Source organism: Bacillus sp. TH22 (assembly GCF_016651015.1).
Classification (GTDB): domain Bacteria; phylum Bacillota; class Bacilli; order Bacillales; family Bacillaceae_G; genus Bacillus_A; species Bacillus_A mycoides.
Genome location: NZ_JAEKER010000001.1, coordinates 5207260 through 5224357, shown reverse-complemented (window position 1 = coordinate 5224357; position 17098 = coordinate 5207260). Strand labels below are relative to the sequence as shown.

The window sequence follows — 17098 nt, the reverse complement described above, 5'->3', positions numbered from 1 at the left end:
CCGATACAAAAATTAAAGAGGTCGGATTTCACTTATTCTATAATAATAGAGCAAGTGTCTGTATTAAAGCTGTCGTTTGACCAGATAAAGATTTCGATATTTTTTCACGTTGTGAATCAGTCAATTCATCTAAAAGCGGCTTTAACTCCGTTAACTCTGCTTCTAATCGATGAATATGGTCTGTCACTTCATTCACTTGTTTCGAAACGTGTTCATTGATACCGAGCAGCTTCTTCTTCTCCTCGATTTTCTCTTTAATCTCACAAAGCGGCATATGCATTTCTTTGCACTTCTCAATAAATTGTAATGTCTCAAATGCTGTTTCGTCGTAATAGCGATAATTAGATTGAGATCGCTCCGCTTTTAAGATTCCTAGATTCGTATAATAATCAATCGTTCGTTTCGACACGTGAGCCATGAGAGCCAACTGTCCGATTCGATACACCTTCCCAACGATCTTCCCCCCTTGTTTATATTACTACTATCATACAGTACATAAACTGTACAGTCAAACGTGATGGTTATCATTCACAAATTATACAAATTTCTAACTTTCATCCTTTATTAATAAAAACAATTAATCTATAACTATACAGCTTTTCCTTTCAACCTTTCTTATTTAACAGCATACCTTACTAATAACGATTGCTTGTATAGGAGGAGATTAATATTAAAAAAACTATCATTTCTCATTTTTATAATGAAGAATACCTACTTCCATGGTGGCTTATGCATCATACAAAAGTATTTGATCACGGTATATTAATTAATAGAGGTTCTACTGATCGTTCCGTAGAGATTTGTAAATTATTCGCACCCCACTGGGAAGTGCGAGATTCCAGATTTCTTGAGTTTGATCCAACTAATACTGATATTGAAGTGATGGGAATTGAAAGAGAAATTTCAGGTTGGAAAATCGTTTTAAATACTACTGAATTCTTTTGTTGTAATAATACAGAAGAGTTTTTCTCATCTCTTCATGCACTAGGACAAAATATGTATGCGATTAGAATGATTTTAATGATAGATAGCCATAAGTACAATTATTCAAAGCCAAGATACTCTATCCCATTAGTAGAACAACGATACCACGGCGTCTTCCCTTATAACCCAAAAGCCGGATGTGCCTGGAGATTTATTCACAATCATCTAGATGGTGCATATTTACCTGGTAGACATTATTCGCGGCACGGGAATATAGTTTATGACTATCCTTCATTTATTTTAAAATTTTATTTTAGCCCTTGGAATGAACAGTCAAAGGCAAGAAAATTACAAATTACACCTACCCTTTCAAAAATAGGTGTTCAAATGGGACTCCAAACACATTACGGTCAATCTCCTGAAGAACTGGAAACACGTTTTTTAGAGCTTAGTAACGTAACTCAAGACCTCCGTAATAATCCTGAATATCAAGAATTATTTCCAAAGTTTAAACCATAATGTTTTTTGCATGGTCATCACCTCACACCATTTCATCCGCTTAATCAAAAACAATCTCATTTGCATAAAATATGAATACTGTATATATTATAAATTTTTATTTTAGGAGGAAAAAATGAAAGCTGTTATTCTTGCTGGTGGATACGGTACAAGAATTGGGGAAGAAACACATTTAAAACCAAAACCTATGATTGAGATTGGAACAAAACCTATTCTATGGCACATTATGAGTTTGTTTAGCCATTACGGGATTACTGAGTTTATTATTTGCTTAGGCTATAAAGGATATGCAATTAAAGAGTTTTTTCTAAATTACAACTTACACATGTCCGATTTCACAATACATTTAAGCGACAACACAATTACTAGCCATTCTCATCGTATAGAACCATGGAAAGTTACATTAATCGATACTGGTCTAAATACCGAAACGGGTGGACGAGTTAAAAAGATAAAAAATTATGTTGGAGACGAACCTTTCTGTCTCACTTATGGTGATGGATTAAGTAATGTAAATATAAAAGAACTTATTGCATTTCATAAAAAACACGGAAAAATGGCTACTGTTACAGCCGTACAACCTCCTGGTAGATTTGGTTCTCTCGTTTTAGATAAACAATCTGTCACATCCTTTCAAGAAAAACCACTAGGTGATGGTGGATGGGTTAACGGTGGATTTTTTGTTTTAAATCATGATATTTTCAATTACATTAGTGGAGATAAGTCTGTTTTTGAAACCGAAACTTTAGTTCAGTTAGTAAACAAAAATGAACTGGCAGCATTTCAGCATACTGGTTTTTGGCATCCGATGGATACATTGCGCGATAAAAATAAATTAGTCGAGCTATGGGAAAATAATGACGCTCCATGGAAGGTCTGGTAATATGACTTCATCATCTTTTTGGAATAAGAAAAAAGTATTTATTACAGGACATACTGGCTTTAAAGGCTCATGGCTCACCCTTTTTTTAACTTCTTTAGGCGTAGAAGTAATCGGCTACTCTTCTCACCCTCCCTCAACTCCTAACCTTTTTGAACAATGTAACGCAGCAAAAGAGTGCATTACAATTGAAGGAGACATTACAGATTACGATTCTTTATTCCATGCCATAAAACAGCACAAACCTGATATGATATTTCATTTAGCAGCTCAACCAATCGTCACCACTTCATACAAAGATCCTATTGATACATTTAAAACAAACGTCTTAGGCACTGTTCACGTATTAGAAGCAACAAAGTACGTCGAAAGCGTACGTCTCATTATTAATGTTACGAGTGATAAATGTTATGCGAATGATGGGAGCGGTAATCGAGCATTTGTAGAATCCGACCGTTTAGGGGGCTACGATCCATACAGTGCTAGTAAAGCTTGCGCTGAATTAGTTGCAACATCATATCAAAAATCTTTTTTTCACACGAACACCCTTTCACTCGCCTCAGTAAGAGCAGGCAATGTCATCGGTGGTGGTGATTGGGCAGAAAATCGCTTATTCCCAGATATCATTGGTTCATATTTACAAGACCGTCCTTTAAGTATTCGAAACAAAAATGCTATCCGACCGTGGCAACATGTTTTGGATCCTTTACATGGATATATCCTTTTAGCTGAGAAACTTTGGAAGCATAAAGAGTATGCAGAAGCATGGAATTTCGGACCAATTAACGAGGCTAACAGAACCGTCCATGATGTCATTCAATCTGTAATAAAATTATGGAATAAACCATTAACAATACTTTCTCCCACTATAAATACTCCTTATGAATCACCTATTTTAACACTCGATAGTACAAAAGCAGTAAATAAACTGGACTGGACTCCTAAGCTATCCACAGAAAATGCTATCGCTTGGACCGTTGAATGGTACGAAAAATATGCATCCGGTGAAAATATAGAATCATTCACACGACAACAAATCGATGCATTCAAAAATTTATAAGGAGGCTATAAAATGGAACAAAAAAAATGCCGTTTTTGCCACTCATTGTTAAAAGATACTTTTATAGATTTAGGTGTTTCCCCTCTCGCTAACTCATTTGTAGCTCCAGAAAACTCATATAAAATGGAACCTTTTTATCCACTGCATACATTTGTTTGTAACTCTTGTTTACTTGTACAATTAGATGAATTTGAATCCCCACAAAATATTTTTCATGACTATTTATACTTCAGCTCTTACTCCTCGAGTTGGCTATTGCACGCTAAACAATACGTAGAAATGGCAATTAAGCGTTTCAACCTAACGAAACATTCAAAGGTTATTGAAATCGCAAGTAACGATGGATACTTATTACAATACTTCCAAAAAGAAAACATCAATACTACTGGAATTGAACCAGCGAAAAATGTAGCAGAAATCGCTATACAAAAAGGCGTTCCTACTAATATAAATTTTTTCAGTAACGACTTAGCAAAAGAATTAATAAGCAGTAGTCCACAAGCTGATTTAATTATTGCAAACAACGTATTAGCCCACGTTCCAAACTTACATGATTTTGTCGCCGGCTTAAAAACATTATTAAAACGAGATGGCACTATTACAATTGAATTCCCGCACCTATTAAACCTTATTTCCTTTAAACAGTTCGATACAATCTATCACGAGCACTTCTCTTACTTCTCACTTATAAGTCTGCAAAAAATTTTAGCTCATTATGATCTACAAATTGTGGACGTAGAAGAGCTTTCAACACACGGTGGTTCCTTGCGTGTATTTATAAACCATATACATGCACAATCAACTATCCATTCTAATGTTTCAAAAGCAATCCAAAAAGAAGTGGATCATGGGCTAGATACATTGGATTGCTATCTCCTTTTTTCGAAACAAGTGGAGCAATTAAAAATAGATATTTTGAAGTTTTTTATCGAAGTAAAAGCTTTAAATAAACAAGTTATCAGCTACGGCGCTCCCGCTAAAGGAAACACCCTTTTAAATTATTGTGGAATCGGAAAAGAATTTCTATCTTATACGGTAGACAAAAATCCTTATAAACAAAATCTCCTTTTGCCAGGAACTCGTATTCCTATAAAATCCCCAGAAGAAATTAAACGGACAAAACCTGATTATATTCTCATATTACCTTGGAATTTAAAGGAGGAAATTATGAAAGAATGCTCCTTCATCCGTGAATGGGGCGGCAAATTTTTAGTGATGATCCCAGAAGTAGACGTGATCGAACCATGAAAAAAATCCTTGTAACAGGTGGTAGTGGATGGATCGGTAAATATATTTTACATTCCCTTATACAAAAGGGCTATGAAGTGCACGCCACCTACAATAAAAATAAACCTTCTCACCTTTCCTGCCATTGGCATAAAGTAAACTTACTTTGCGATGAAGAAGTAAAAAAACTCATTTACGACATGAAGCCTAGTCATCTCATTCATTTAGCTTGGGAAGCAGTGCCGCCAGCATGTTATATATCTATTAATAATTACTATTGGCTTCAGTCTAGCATCTCATTGATTCAACACTTCACAACATGTGGTGGAAAGCGGGTCGTTGTTGCAGGTACCGGCGCAGAGTATGAGTGGTTTAACGGTGTATTATTTGAAGGTTCACCGCTTCTTTCCTATAAAACCCCGTATTCATTATGTAAAAATGCATTGCACTCCTGGCTACAATCGTACGCACAACAAACCAACCTTAGCATTTGTTGGGGACGAATTTTTCATATGTATGGCCCTTACGAACATGGCAGTCGACTCGTTTCTAACATTATCACTTCCTTATTAAAAAACGAAGAAGCACTATGTACACATGGAAAACAATCAAGAGATTTCCTCCATGTGGGTGACGTCGCTGACGCTCTTGTAACATTATTAAGTTGCAACGTTACAGGCACAATAAATATCGCCTCTGGTCAATCTGTACAAATTAAAGAATTAGCTTCTATCATTGCTAAAAAGATAGGAAAGGAAAACTTAATTAAACTAGGTGCTATCCCTTTCCCTAAAGATGAACCTTTATTTGTTGGTGTTAATGTGGAACGTTTAAAAAGCGAAGTGAACTGGAAACCAAAATACGATTTGAACACTGGAATTGAAGATACAATTTTATGGTGGGAATCATTTATAAAAAAGCATAACGATATGCATCACTGAAACGCAGATCCTTTGTTCCTCCCGCTAGTTCTCTATACCATGCTTCTAATCTATCAGGTGTAATAATATGATGCGTCCCCATTCCCGCATGTATACTACCTTGAGAAAGAGTTGGCCCGATTTGTAATTTGCGCCTTTTGATCGCATCATTCCACGGACTAAATCCAAACCATACAATACATGCAAGAGGTGGGTAATTCATAGACTCATGCATAGTTAAATGTCTTCCAGCCGTATAACTTCCATATTCGTGATTGTGAATGAACCTCCCTCTTCTCCACAGCTCCCAATCTTCAGGCAAGTAACCGTGAAATCGCTGTTTCATTAGAGAAATACTATACCTAAGTTTTGGATAATTATAGTTTGGATTTTCTACCATTATAAGGCCTTCTAACCCGTACATCCTCCCTCCTAAGTCTTTTAGTGATTTCCAGAACTGCTCTTTATCTTGTACACAAAGAAACTCAGTCGTATTTAAAATTATTTTCCACCCTTCTACCTCTTGTTCAACCCCCATTACTTCACGATCTGTTGCTAGTGCATCAAATTCTGGATTTTCAGAATCTCGCACTTCCCAATGCGGTGCGAACTTTTTGCAAATTTCCACAGAGCGATCTGTAGAACCTTTATTAATTAAAATACCATGATCAAACAGTTTCGTATGATGCATAAGCCACCACGGTAATAAATACTCTTCATTGTAAAAATGAGAAATAACGGTTGTAGTTATAATAATCTCCTCCTCTTTCTCTATTAATCTACTTTTTCATCCTACTCTTAATATACTTATCAGTTATGTAATTGGTTTCTTTTATTTTTAAAATATGTTTTTCTACCATATACTATGCTTTCTTCGACAACCACCATTTTCTAAAGAATCAACTCCGTACAATTAACATCCCAATAAACTGAAAATTAAGTTATAATATCATTATAAAATTATGAAGGAGGAATGCGCTCATGTACTACAACACTTCATTCGAAAACGATCAACCTGTAGGCCGTCTATAATCTAAGACGGGCATTCATATAACAAGTGCACCATGCCTCGTCTTAGGGAATAAATCATAACCCTAAAAATAGACGGAGGTCATTCAAATGAAACAAACCATTTTAGGAGCTATATGTTTATCACTAGCAGCAAGTATTTGGGGCGGTATGTACGTCGTTAGTAAATACGTACTCGACTTTATTCCGCCACTTACACTCGTTTGGCTACGCTTTATTATCGCTTTTGTTGTTTTATATGCGATTTTGAAAACAACTGAAAAAAAGCAAAAGAAAAAAGTAACCATACACAAAAAAGATTGGCTATTATTCGCTTGGATTGGATTCATCGGGTATTTCATTTCGATCACATGTCAATTTATCGGAACGAAATTATCCGATGCTCATACAGGCTCCTTAGTGACATCAGCTACACCTGCATTTATGGTTATATTTGCAGCGCTCCTTTTAAAAGAGAAACTAACTGCTCGTAGACTTTTATCAACTATAATAGCGACAATCGGTGTCATTATCGTTATCGGATGGGATATTGAAATCGGCTCCTATTTTATCGGTACAATCATTTTAGTTGGAGCCGCTATTACGTGGGCTTTACTATCCATTTATGTAAAAATCGCTTCCGCTCGATTTTCATCTTTAATTATTACAACGTACGCAATATTTTTTTCACTCTTTTTCATTACACCTTTTATGGTATGGGAATTCCAAACAAATCCTATTGAACATATGAACATGTATGTAGTATTAGGCGTACTCTATTTAGGAATCGTCTCAACCGCAGGTGCATTTTTTCTTTGGAATAAAGGGTTAGAATTAATGGATGCTAGCATCGGTTCATTATTCTTCTTCTTTCAGCCTATCGTTGGTTCGCTACTTGGCTGGATCCTGTTAAATGAGACGTTAAACAGTAACTTTTTCATTGGTGGTATCCTTATTATATGCAGTGTTATAATTACTACTTTTGAAAAGCAAAAATAGTATAAAAAAAACAGGCAGAGACTTAGTCTCTTCCTGTTCGCATAATTGGATCTTGGGCGTGAAAACCGATGCAAATTGGTATATTACTTTGTAATCCACTGCATGCACTTATAAAACTACACACCGTTCTTGCGATTAAATATAAAGTAATACCTACAGCCTTTTTATCTGAATCAAAGCCATTTTCACCATAAATATCAGCTAACTCTCCTAAAGATGGTCCTTCTATTTCATCCGTCCAATCACTTGCCCAATCCTCATCTTCTTCAAGAAACATATAATCGTCACAAATATAAAACTGACTATCCCACTCATTATCAAGATCATACTCAAAATAAATCGCCTTTGCTTCTTCACTTTCAGCAATTTCTAACGCTTCTTTCAAACCTATCCTCATACTTTCCTTTTATGAATCTAATGGAATCAATTTAATGCGCTCCACATCCTCACTTGACGCTAGTGTGCGACAAATATCATAATACTTCAATTCTATTTGAGATACTGATAACAAAAATGCATCTTCCTGCATTTCCTCTAAATACTGAAAAATATCCACACTATTACAACTCCCTACACTTTACGCAGTCCAATGTGCTGGACGAGACAACACTTTCGGTAATTTCGTATGTTTGTCCCCTTTCGCCGCATTAATTTGAACTTGCGTAAGAAAAATACTATTTGTAAAGTCTGCTCCGCGAATATCTGCATCTCTTAAATCTGCTCCGATGAGATCTGCTCCTCTTAAATCTGCTCCATTTAAGTTAGCCGCAATTAAATACGCTCCTCTTAAATTCGCCCCTTGTAAATTTTTCTTTTTCAGATTTGCGCCCATAAGATCTGCTCCGCGGTGACTGATTCGTTTTTTACGTGCAACATTCATTTCCTTCCATACTAATTCACTCGTCTCTAAAAGGAGAATGTTCACTTCTGCACGGTGTAATGGCACATTTACTTCCATTAATTCATCTGGACTTAAATTAGAAAGACGCTCTGTCTCTTCAATCGCTTCCTTCAGCTCTTTATGAATTGTCTGCGTCGACTTTAATAGAATAGCCTCATTCAAATACCACAGCATTTCATGAAGCTGATGCATAACCGGAAAAGCATCATACATTTCTCTCGCATGCTCGGCATCTTTCCGCCAATCAATTCCTTTAAACGTAACTTGAGAAATCTTTTGTCCAGCGCCGAAACATTCAAATACTGTACAACCTTTATACCCTTTTCCTCTAAGATCTCTATGTATACTACATTTATAATCTGATTGTAATTTTGTACAAGGTTTACCACCATCTTTATTCACCGCAAAATCTATTGATGCTGCAAACGGTAATGCTACACAACATAATCCAAAACATTTTTCACAATCCGCTTTTAAACTATTGTAATTTACATCCTCTTCTACACGAAAATAGTCGTTATGATTAGTCAAAATATATACCCCCTGTTGTCTTTTGACTATTTCATAATATTCCAACTGCACTAAATAATCAATTTTAAAACAAATGGACCTATTTCATTTCAAACAACAACATAATCCGTCTATTTCTTTTCATTTAAAAAGGACACCCACTACAATATTAATTATAATTAAATTAAGAACTTTCAAATAACGAGGAGGATTACGATGGCATTAGAAATGAAAACAAACTGTCAAATTTGCGACCATTCCCTTCAGCCTGATTCTGAAGCATACATATGCGTGTATGAATGTACATTTTGTGCACCATGTACAGAGGAAAGACAAAACGTTTGCCCAAATTGTGGCGGCGAGTTAGTACGTAGACCGAAGAAGAAATAGAAAAAAGCAAAGCGATATCGCTTTGCTTTTTTCTGTTTCTGGGGTATATAGAAATTCTACCAATCACAAATTAAACATTTAAAAACTTAACACAAACAGGCTCTGGTACAACAACATCAGATTGTAACAGTGTTAACTTCCCTGTCGTTTCATTTCTTGAAAATAGCACAAGATTATGTGACTTTTCATTTGTAGCAATAAGAAATTTTCCAGTAGGATCTAACACAAAGTCCCTCGGCCAATTTCCTTCTGTAGATGTATGTGCAACAAATGTAAGTTCACCTGAGTTTTGATTTACACTGAAAACAGCGATACTATTATACCCACGATTCGCCGCATATACAAAACGGCCATCAGAAGAAATATGAATAGCACTTCCTTGACTATTTCCATCAAATTCTTTTGGAACTGTAGAAATATACTGCAACTCTGTAAAGGATCCTTCTTCCGGATAATATGTTAACACAATGACTTCCGAACTAAGTTCAGTCATCACATAAGCGTACTTTCCATTTGGATGAAAAGCAATATGTCTCGGACCGCTTCCTGGGTTCACAGACAAGCTATTCACTTCTTTTAATGTACTATCTTTTATTCCATATGTAATTATTTTATCAATCCCTAAATCAACACCTACCACATATTTTTCATCAGGAGTATATCCCGCGTAATGTGCATGTGGTTTTTCTTGTCTTTCTTTATTTGGACCTGAACCTTCATGTGCCATAATAGATGAAGCAGGATTTACAGTTCCATTTTCTTCATCTACTTCAAAAGACTCAATCGTTCCTTTATGGTAATTCGCTGTAACTACCGTTTGATTTCCACTATCCACACTAATATGACAAGGAGAAGCCCCTTCTACTACTTGTCTATTTTGTTCCTCTAGCTCTCCAGTATGACTATTAATCAAATAAGCAGCTACACCACCAGCTTCTCCTTCTTTTACAACAGAATAGAGATATTGATTATTTTTGCTAATCGTTACATATGTAGGGTTATCCATCTTAGCCGCAAGTGTTACATTACTAACTTTTTGCGCTTCCGTATGTAAAGTAAAAGTATATATTCCTTCACTATTTTCTTTCGTGTAAGTTCCAACATATCCAATAAACTCTTTGTTATCCGTCATTTTCATAACCCTCTCCCTATAGTTTTTGTTCATCACACTTCTTACTAAGCAACCTAAAACTATTATTCATTGAAAGAATATCCTAAAAAATCGGAGTACCTCTTTATACGCTACCATATTTTTCTGCCAAATAGCCCCTAAACCCACTTTTTCTGAAAAGCTGCTATACTTTCATATTCTTCTTCCAAGTGACGGGCCAAACGAATATAGATCGGTGTTAAATCTTTATATTTCTCCACACTTTCCATGTTTGGCTCATGATAAAAATTGGCACCTACCATATTAGAAACTACATGTAATGTATCTACTTCACCTAAGCTATATAAACCGAGGATTGCCGCTCCTAGGCAAGAGCTTTCGAAACTTTCAGGAACGTATACGTCTTGATGAAAAATATCTGCCATCATCTGTCTCCAAAGTTCTGACCTTGCAAAACCACCTGTCGCTTGAATTTTTTTCGGTTCGCCAATTAGTTCTTTTAACGCAAGAAGAACTGTATACAAGTTATAAATGATTCCCTCTAAAACAGCACGTATAAGATGCTCTTTCTTATGATGTAGTCCAAGCCCAAAGAAAGATCCCCGCGCATTTGCATTCCATAAAGGAGCTCTTTCGCCTGCTAAATACGGATGAAATAATAAACCATCAGATCCAGGATTCACTTTTGCCGCTATTTCCGTAAGCACTTCATATGGATCTTTTCCTAAACGCTTCCCATGCTCAACTTCTAACGTACATAATTGGTCGCGAACCCACCTAAAAATCATACCACCATTATTAACCGGTCCACCAATTACCCAAAGGTCCTCAGTTAACGCATAACAAAAAGTCCTACCTTTCGGATCCGTTACAGGATGATTTGTGACAACTCGCACTGCACCGCTCGTACCAATTGTAATAGCAACTACTCCAGGTTCTATTGCATTTACACCTAAATTCGATAGTACCCCATCACTCGCACCGATTATAAAAGGAGTAGTAACAAGTACATTCATCTCTCTTGCAAGTTCTTCATTTATCCCTATTAAACTGTGCGTCGTTGGAACAACTGTAGATAGCTTTTTATCGGTAATTCCTGCGACACGAAGAGCTGCCTCATCCCATTTTAAAAATTTCAAATTGAACATTCCTGTTGCTGATGCAATAGAATAATCAATTACATATTCCTTAAATAACTTATAGAAAACATACTCTTTAATAGAGATGAATTTATAGCTTTTTGCAAACAACTCATCATGTTCATTCTTAAGCCAAACTAATTTCGAAAGTGGTGACATAGGATGGATTGGTGTTCCAGTACGAAGGTAAATTTCATGACCATTCATATCATTCTTTATTTTTTCTGCCCAGCTTGCGCTTCTATTATCTGCCCAAGTGATACATCTCGTTAACGGCTTCCCTGCTTCGTCTACAGCAATGACACTATGCATTGCCGAACTAAAAGAAACACAAAGAATATCAACTGGCTGCACATTACTTGATTGTATAGTTTCTTTAATCGTATGTATGACCGCTTGAAAAATCTCTTCTGGATCTTGTTCTGCTGTTTCTGGTGCGGGAGAATATAAAGGATATTCAATCCCATGACTTGCAATAACTGATCCATCAATCGAAAACAAAACTGATTTTGTACTAGTTGTCCCAATATCTACACCAATCATATATTTCGAGCTCACTATGTAACCCCTTTCAAATTATTCCTATAACAAAAGAGCACCATGATGTATACAAAAAAGACGCTCCCTTATGAGAGCTACGTTTTAATAAACTTCTCTCTCATAAGGAGGTCCTTTTCATAACTATAGTGCTATTTTGAAAAGTGAAATCTTCATTTCATTATAACTTAGGCGCTTTCGCCCAATCCGCAGCAAACTTTTCAATACCTTGATCTGTTAATGGGTGCATAGCAAGTTGTTCAATGACTTTATAAGGAATTGTTGCAATGTGAGCACCTGCCATCGCTACACGAGTGACATGGTCTGGGTGTCTGACAGAAGCCGCAATAATTTGTGTATCTAATTGATGAACATCGAATAATTCAGCAATTTTAGCAACTAATAATACGCCATCTTCAGAAATATCATCTAAGCGTCCTAAAAATGGAGAGACGTACGTTGCACCTGCTCGAGCAGCTAAAAGAGCTTGGTTCACAGTGAAAATAAGTGTAACGTTCGTTTTCACACCTTTTTCAGTAAGGTAGCGGCAAGCTTCTAATCCTGCTAGTGTCATCGGAAGTTTTATCGTGATGTTTTTATCACCACCGTTAATTTTAATTAGTTCTTCTGCTTGAGAAATCATTTCTTCAGCTGCAACAACATCTGGAGTTACTTCTGCCGAAACAGATTCAACGTTAGGTACTGCCTGACAAATTTCTGCAATACGGTCTTCAAACTTAATGCCCTCTTTCGCTACTAAAGAAGGATTCGTTGTAACGCCAGCTAAAACCCCTAGTTTATATGCCTTTTTTATGTCCTCAAGATTTGCAGTATCAATAAAAAACTTCATGATTCATTCCCTCCATTTTTTAAACGCTAACGAGTTATAATTTTAAAATTTTTATTTCTTTTCTACTGCATGTCCGCCAAATTCATTGCGCAGTGCTGCTACAACTTTTCCTGTAAATGTATCATTGTCTAATGAGCGGTAGCGCATTAATAGAGACATTGCGATAACAGGAGTTGCTGTTTGAAGGTCTAATGCTGTTTCTACTGTCCATTTTCCTTCACCAGAAGAATGCATAACGCCCTTAATTTCATCCAGTTTTGCATCTTTAGAAAATGCATTTTCAGTTAATTCCATTAACCATGAACGAATGACTGAACCGTTGTTCCATACTCTTGATACTTTTTCATAATCGTAGTCAAATTCACTCTTCTCTAAAACCTCAAATCCTTCACCAATGGCAGCCATCATTCCGTATTCAATTCCGTTGTGAATCATTTTTAAAAAGTGACCACTACCAGCTTTTCCTGCATATAAGAATCCATTTTCTACAGCTGTATCTCGGAAAATAGGTTCAACGATGTCCCAAGCTTCTTGATCTCCTCCGATCATGTAACAAGCACCATTACGAGCACCTTCCATTCCGCCAGAAGTTCCTGCATCCATAAAGTGAATGCCATCTGTCTTTAGTTGCTCATATCGGCGAATAGACTCTTTATAGTGTGAATTCCCAGCTTCAATTAAAATATCTCCTTTTGATAACAGCGGTGTAACCTCATTAATAACAGAATCAACAACAGCGTGCGGAACCATAACCCATAGAATTCTTGGTGATTCTAATGATTGAACAAGTTCGTTTAAACTAGACGTACCTGTAGCCCCATACGCTTTCATTTCTTCCACTGCACTCGTATTTAAATCGAATGCAGCTACTTCATGTTTATGATCAATTAAATTCTTCCCTAAATTTAATCCCATTTTACCTAAACCAATTAATCCTACTCTCATAATACAATTCCTCCTTGAATTACCTTTCATCATAAATACATGTTAATAAAATGATGAATATCTTTTGTCATATTGCTTTACTTATAAGAATGTACTTATTTTTTCAATCCCTCATCTAACCACCATTTAAATTCACTTTCTTGTAATAGAGCATGAGCAGCATCCGGACCATACGAGCCAGACTCATATTCATGAAAAGGTAACAAGTTTTCTTCGAACGCTTCAAGGATTGGCTGCACCCATTCCCATGACAATTCAACCTCTCTCCAGTGTGCAAAGAATGTAGAATCTCCACATACAGCATCATAGATAAGCCTTTCGTAGGCTTCAGGTATTCCCACTCCTGTTTGCTCACAAGTAAAATGAATACGGATCGGTTCTAGCTCTCCATTGTTCAATGGATTTTTACTATTTAATTGGAGTGAAACATTTTCATTTGGGCTAATTTCAATGATTAACAAATTAGGCTCTGCATTTGGATTACTATCTTGATATTGCTGTTTTAATGTATTTTTAAACTCAATTACAATACGAGTAGACTTTTCTTTCATTCTTTTTCCTGTTCGTATGTAAAAAGGAACATCAGTCCAAAATGGGTTATCAATCCATAAGCGAGCCGCAACATATGTATCTGTTTGAGAAGAAGGATTTACTCCTGGTTCCTCTCTATACGCTACAACTTGTTGTCCTTTTATCTCTCCTGAAGCATACTGTCCGCGAATGATATGGTTCTGAATGTCTTCTTTTTTCACTTTACGAAGAGTTTCCATTACCTTTCGTTTTTCCTCACGAATTTCACATGCATTTATCTTTTCCGGCAGATTCATAGCAGTCATCATTAATATTTGCAACATATGATTTTGAACCATATCGCGAATGGCTCCTGCATGATCATAATATGCTGCCCTTTCTTCTACCCCAACCGTTTCACTAGCTGTTATTTGTACATTCGCTATATGTTCTTTATTCCAAATCGATTGGAGAACAGGATTTGCAAATTCAAGTGCTTCAATGTTTTGAATCATCGGTTTACCTAAATAATGATCAATACGGTATATTTCGTCTTCTTCAAACGTTCGACTAAGCTTATCATTCAGCTCTCGGGCAGATGTAAGATCATGACCAAACGGTTTCTCAATCATCAGGCGCTTCCATCCATCCGTTCCATCGAGTCCACTTTCCTTAATATTTAAAGCAATGGTCTCAAAGAAGTCAGGAGTAACTGAAAGGTAGAACATTCTATTCCCTTGTATATTTTGTTCTTCTTCCCTTTCACGAACTACTTGTAATAACCTTTTATAATCTTCTGGCTTATTCACATCTAAGGGACAATAACGAAAATACTCTAAAAAATCTTCTATTTTCGGAGTACCTTCATCTTTGCGACGAGAAAAAGTGTCTATGGATTCTTTTACTCTTTTTTGAAAATCTAAATGAGATACTTCACGTCTTCCAAGCCCAATAACGGATATTGGCTTTGGAATCTTTTGATCTCTATATAAGTTATATAGCGCGGGGTAAATTTTTCTTTTAGCTAAATCTCCTGTTGCTCCAAATAAAACAAAGGTCATTGATTCCAATTTCAGTCCCCCTCGTGATGTATAGTCATTGTCACCTTAGTAAAAATGCATTGTACAGAAGCTACTATTATTTTTGATCCAACCTTACTTCTTAACTTCTAATTTTTTATATTTGTCGCTTTCTAATTGTCCCCAATATTAATAGTGGCAATTCAAAGCATTTTTACCACATGCTACTTACTTATTTTAACTTACATAAAATAACTTAATTACTTTTAGTAATTTAATTACGTTACGTCTATCATATTAACTACATAGATTATAATCGTCAAGAAAAGTGTCTCGAATTAAAAATTTTAATTCCGTAACATCTTATTAGAAATATGTTCATGAACTGAATAATAAAAAGGCAAGACCGAACATATTCTTGTTCGATTTTGCCTTTTTACTATTGTTTCAAATGATTTTTAACTGCCCTTATAACTAATTCATGATCCTCTTCTGGTGGTAATCCTGAAACTGTTATCATTCCAATAACTCCTACATCTTTTATTTGGACAGGAACACAGCCACCAAACGCAGCATAATCCGACCTATCTAAAAGATACTTTTCATTATATGGAACGCCCGTTATTTCACTTTGTATCTGCATATAATACGAGCTATGATTATGCAAAGAAACAACTCGTTTTTTACGCTCAATCCATTGCGTATTTTCCGCAGTTGTCCCTGTCATCTTGAAATGAAATAGTTGCACACCATTTTTCGCTATATCAACAGCAATCAATTTCCCTTCTTGCCTCGCCGTTTCAACGATAAATAAACCTATTTGCAGTGCATCTTCATTTGTAAAAGAGGAAAATTGAAGTGTTTCCTCATCTATTAAAATTTGCTTACTTATTTCACTCAAATTTGAAGCGCTCATATATTTATCCCCCTTACTCACTTTATGCCACATTGATATTTTTGAATTTCTGTGACTCTATCGTACGGCCTTTCCATATAACTAATACCGTAAAGCGTATTCTTTTCTTCTTGGTGCTATTATGAATTATATTTAACGCCTTAAAAAAGTATGTCCTTTCGTACTAAACATCTCGTATAGAAGTTTTCTTCCGGATATTTCTTACAAGCATAAAAAAACCAGTTACTTAGGCAACTGGTTCGCTAACAATTTCATATGGGATATCCATTCAACCAAACTAATGCTTGTTCATAATCATCAAAAAATTTCACAGATTCTTTTGTATTGGACTGTTTTAAATAATTCAGTATCTCCCCTTCTTCAAGGAGAAAAGCAATTGCCTTACTGTGATTCAAAATCGTTTCATTGAAAAACTTATCTTTCCATGCTTTTTGAACAGAAAAATGATCTGGCGTGTACCCTTTTCTATCTACCAGCAATTTGTATTTCCGACCCTCGGAAATGAATTGCTGACAAACCTGCTCGAAGCCATTAAACCATTCATAAACATCATCTGTTTTAATCTTGCCAATAAGATGGGTAACAATTATATCTCCTGAAACTGTTGTGCTTATATTCAGCTTACTCAACTTGGAATCATCTCCCTTAGTTACAATTATGCGGAAATATCTCATAAAATCAATAAGATAAAATTGTTACGCATTAAAAAAGGACAAACTCTCCAAACGGAGAA

At 35.8% G+C, this 17098-nt stretch carries 17 protein-coding genes and 1 pseudogene; 7 read left to right on the top strand and 11 right to left on the bottom strand.

Annotation, left to right across the window (positions count from 1 at the left end; translation table 11 throughout):
• Nucleotides 1-37: 37 nt before the first annotated feature.
• On the bottom strand, nt 38-445 hold the full coding sequence (locus JFU18_RS26645; RefSeq protein ID WP_025149265.1) for a MerR family transcriptional regulator: 408 nt from the start codon (nt 443-445) through the stop codon (nt 38-40).
• Between the two features lie 224 nt (nt 446-669).
• Between JFU18_RS26645 and JFU18_RS26640 the strand changes: the two genes are divergently transcribed.
• The 5 genes from JFU18_RS26640 to JFU18_RS26620 all read left to right on the top strand — a co-directional run bounded on the left by JFU18_RS26640 (nt 670) and on the right by JFU18_RS26620 (nt 5551).
• Nucleotides 670-1443, top strand: coding sequence for a glycosyltransferase family 2 protein (locus tag JFU18_RS26640; RefSeq protein WP_085311954.1), 774 nt, complete (start codon nt 670-672; stop codon nt 1441-1443).
• Nucleotides 1444-1558: 115 nt separating this feature from the next.
• Nucleotides 1559-2326 (top strand): glucose-1-phosphate cytidylyltransferase, encoded by a 768-nt coding sequence (rfbF, locus tag JFU18_RS26635; protein ID WP_085311955.1) that lies wholly within the window; start codon nt 1559-1561, stop codon nt 2324-2326.
• A 1-nt stretch (nt 2327) separates the two neighbouring features.
• Entirely contained in the window at nt 2328-3383 is a 1056-nt protein-coding gene (gene rfbG, locus JFU18_RS26630) for a CDP-glucose 4,6-dehydratase (RefSeq protein ID WP_201034123.1), read from the top strand.
• A 12-nt stretch (nt 3384-3395) separates the two neighbouring features.
• The gene (locus JFU18_RS26625; RefSeq protein ID WP_201034124.1) at nt 3396-4631 is read left to right on the top strand and encodes a class I SAM-dependent methyltransferase; all 1236 of its coding nucleotides are present in this window, start codon (nt 3396-3398) and stop codon (nt 4629-4631) included.
• Nucleotides 4628-5551, top strand: coding sequence for an NAD-dependent epimerase/dehydratase family protein (locus JFU18_RS26620; RefSeq protein ID WP_201031471.1), 924 nt, complete (start codon nt 4628-4630; stop codon nt 5549-5551). Before JFU18_RS26625 ends, JFU18_RS26620 begins: the two co-directional genes overlap by 4 nt.
• On the opposite strand, the gene JFU18_RS26615 is transcribed toward JFU18_RS26620, so the two are convergent.
• The gene (locus JFU18_RS26615) at nt 5520-6281 is read right to left on the bottom strand and encodes a glycosyltransferase family 2 protein (protein ID WP_265176833.1); all 762 of its coding nucleotides are present in this window, start codon (nt 6279-6281) and stop codon (nt 5520-5522) included. The genes JFU18_RS26620 and JFU18_RS26615 overlap by 32 nt on opposite strands.
• A 368-nt stretch (nt 6282-6649) precedes the next feature.
• On the opposite strand from JFU18_RS26615, the gene JFU18_RS26610 reads away from it, so the two are divergent.
• On the top strand, nt 6650-7537 hold the full coding sequence (locus tag JFU18_RS26610; RefSeq protein ID WP_201034126.1) for a DMT family transporter: 888 nt from the start codon (nt 6650-6652) through the stop codon (nt 7535-7537).
• Nucleotides 7538-7559: 22 nt separating this feature from the next.
• Here the strand turns inward: JFU18_RS26610 and JFU18_RS26605 are convergent.
• Nucleotides 7560-8093: pseudogene (locus JFU18_RS26605) on the bottom strand (hypothetical protein).
• Between the two features lie 21 nt (nt 8094-8114).
• Entirely contained in the window at nt 8115-8969 is an 855-nt protein-coding gene (locus tag JFU18_RS26600) for a pentapeptide repeat-containing protein (RefSeq protein WP_201034127.1), read from the bottom strand.
• Nucleotides 8970-9164: 195 nt separating this feature from the next.
• Between JFU18_RS26600 and JFU18_RS26595 the strand changes: the two genes are divergently transcribed.
• Nucleotides 9165-9338 carry a DUF1272 domain-containing protein gene (locus JFU18_RS26595; protein WP_001162783.1) on the top strand — a complete coding sequence of 58 codons (174 nt, stop codon included), beginning with the start codon at nt 9165-9167 and terminating at the stop codon, nt 9336-9338.
• Between the two features lie 70 nt (nt 9339-9408).
• Here the strand turns inward: JFU18_RS26595 and JFU18_RS26590 are convergent, their stop codons facing one another.
• The 7 genes from JFU18_RS26590 to JFU18_RS26560 form a co-directional block, all read right to left on the bottom strand.
• A complete protein-coding gene (locus JFU18_RS26590) occupies nt 9409-10470 on the bottom strand; it encodes a lactonase family protein (protein ID WP_201034609.1) in 1062 nt (353 codons plus the stop codon).
• A gap of 137 nt (nt 10471-10607) precedes the next feature.
• On the bottom strand, nt 10608-12149 hold the full coding sequence (gene gntK, locus JFU18_RS26585) for a gluconokinase (RefSeq protein WP_033708043.1): 1542 nt from the start codon (nt 12147-12149) through the stop codon (nt 10608-10610).
• Between the two features lie 157 nt (nt 12150-12306).
• Nucleotides 12307-12975: a fructose-6-phosphate aldolase gene (gene fsa, locus JFU18_RS26580; protein WP_000667685.1), complete on the bottom strand. Its 669-nt coding sequence runs from the start codon at nt 12973-12975 to the stop codon at nt 12307-12309.
• Between the two features lie 51 nt (nt 12976-13026).
• The gene (gene gnd, locus JFU18_RS26575) at nt 13027-13920 is read right to left on the bottom strand and encodes a phosphogluconate dehydrogenase (NAD(+)-dependent, decarboxylating) (RefSeq protein WP_002014034.1); all 894 of its coding nucleotides are present in this window, start codon (nt 13918-13920) and stop codon (nt 13027-13029) included.
• A gap of 95 nt (nt 13921-14015) precedes the next feature.
• The gene (zwf, locus tag JFU18_RS26570) at nt 14016-15500 is read right to left on the bottom strand and encodes a glucose-6-phosphate dehydrogenase (RefSeq protein WP_201034128.1); all 1485 of its coding nucleotides are present in this window, start codon (nt 15498-15500) and stop codon (nt 14016-14018) included.
• A 388-nt stretch (nt 15501-15888) separates the two neighbouring features.
• Nucleotides 15889-16398 carry a heme-degrading domain-containing protein gene (locus JFU18_RS26565; RefSeq protein ID WP_201034129.1) on the bottom strand — a complete coding sequence of 170 codons (510 nt, stop codon included), beginning with the start codon at nt 16396-16398 and terminating at the stop codon, nt 15889-15891.
• Nucleotides 16399-16616: 218 nt separating this feature from the next.
• Complete coding sequence (locus JFU18_RS26560; RefSeq protein WP_201034130.1) at nt 16617-17039, bottom strand: SpoIIAA family protein; 423 nt, start codon at nt 17037-17039, stop codon at nt 16617-16619.
• Nucleotides 17040-17098 lie beyond the last annotated feature (59 nt).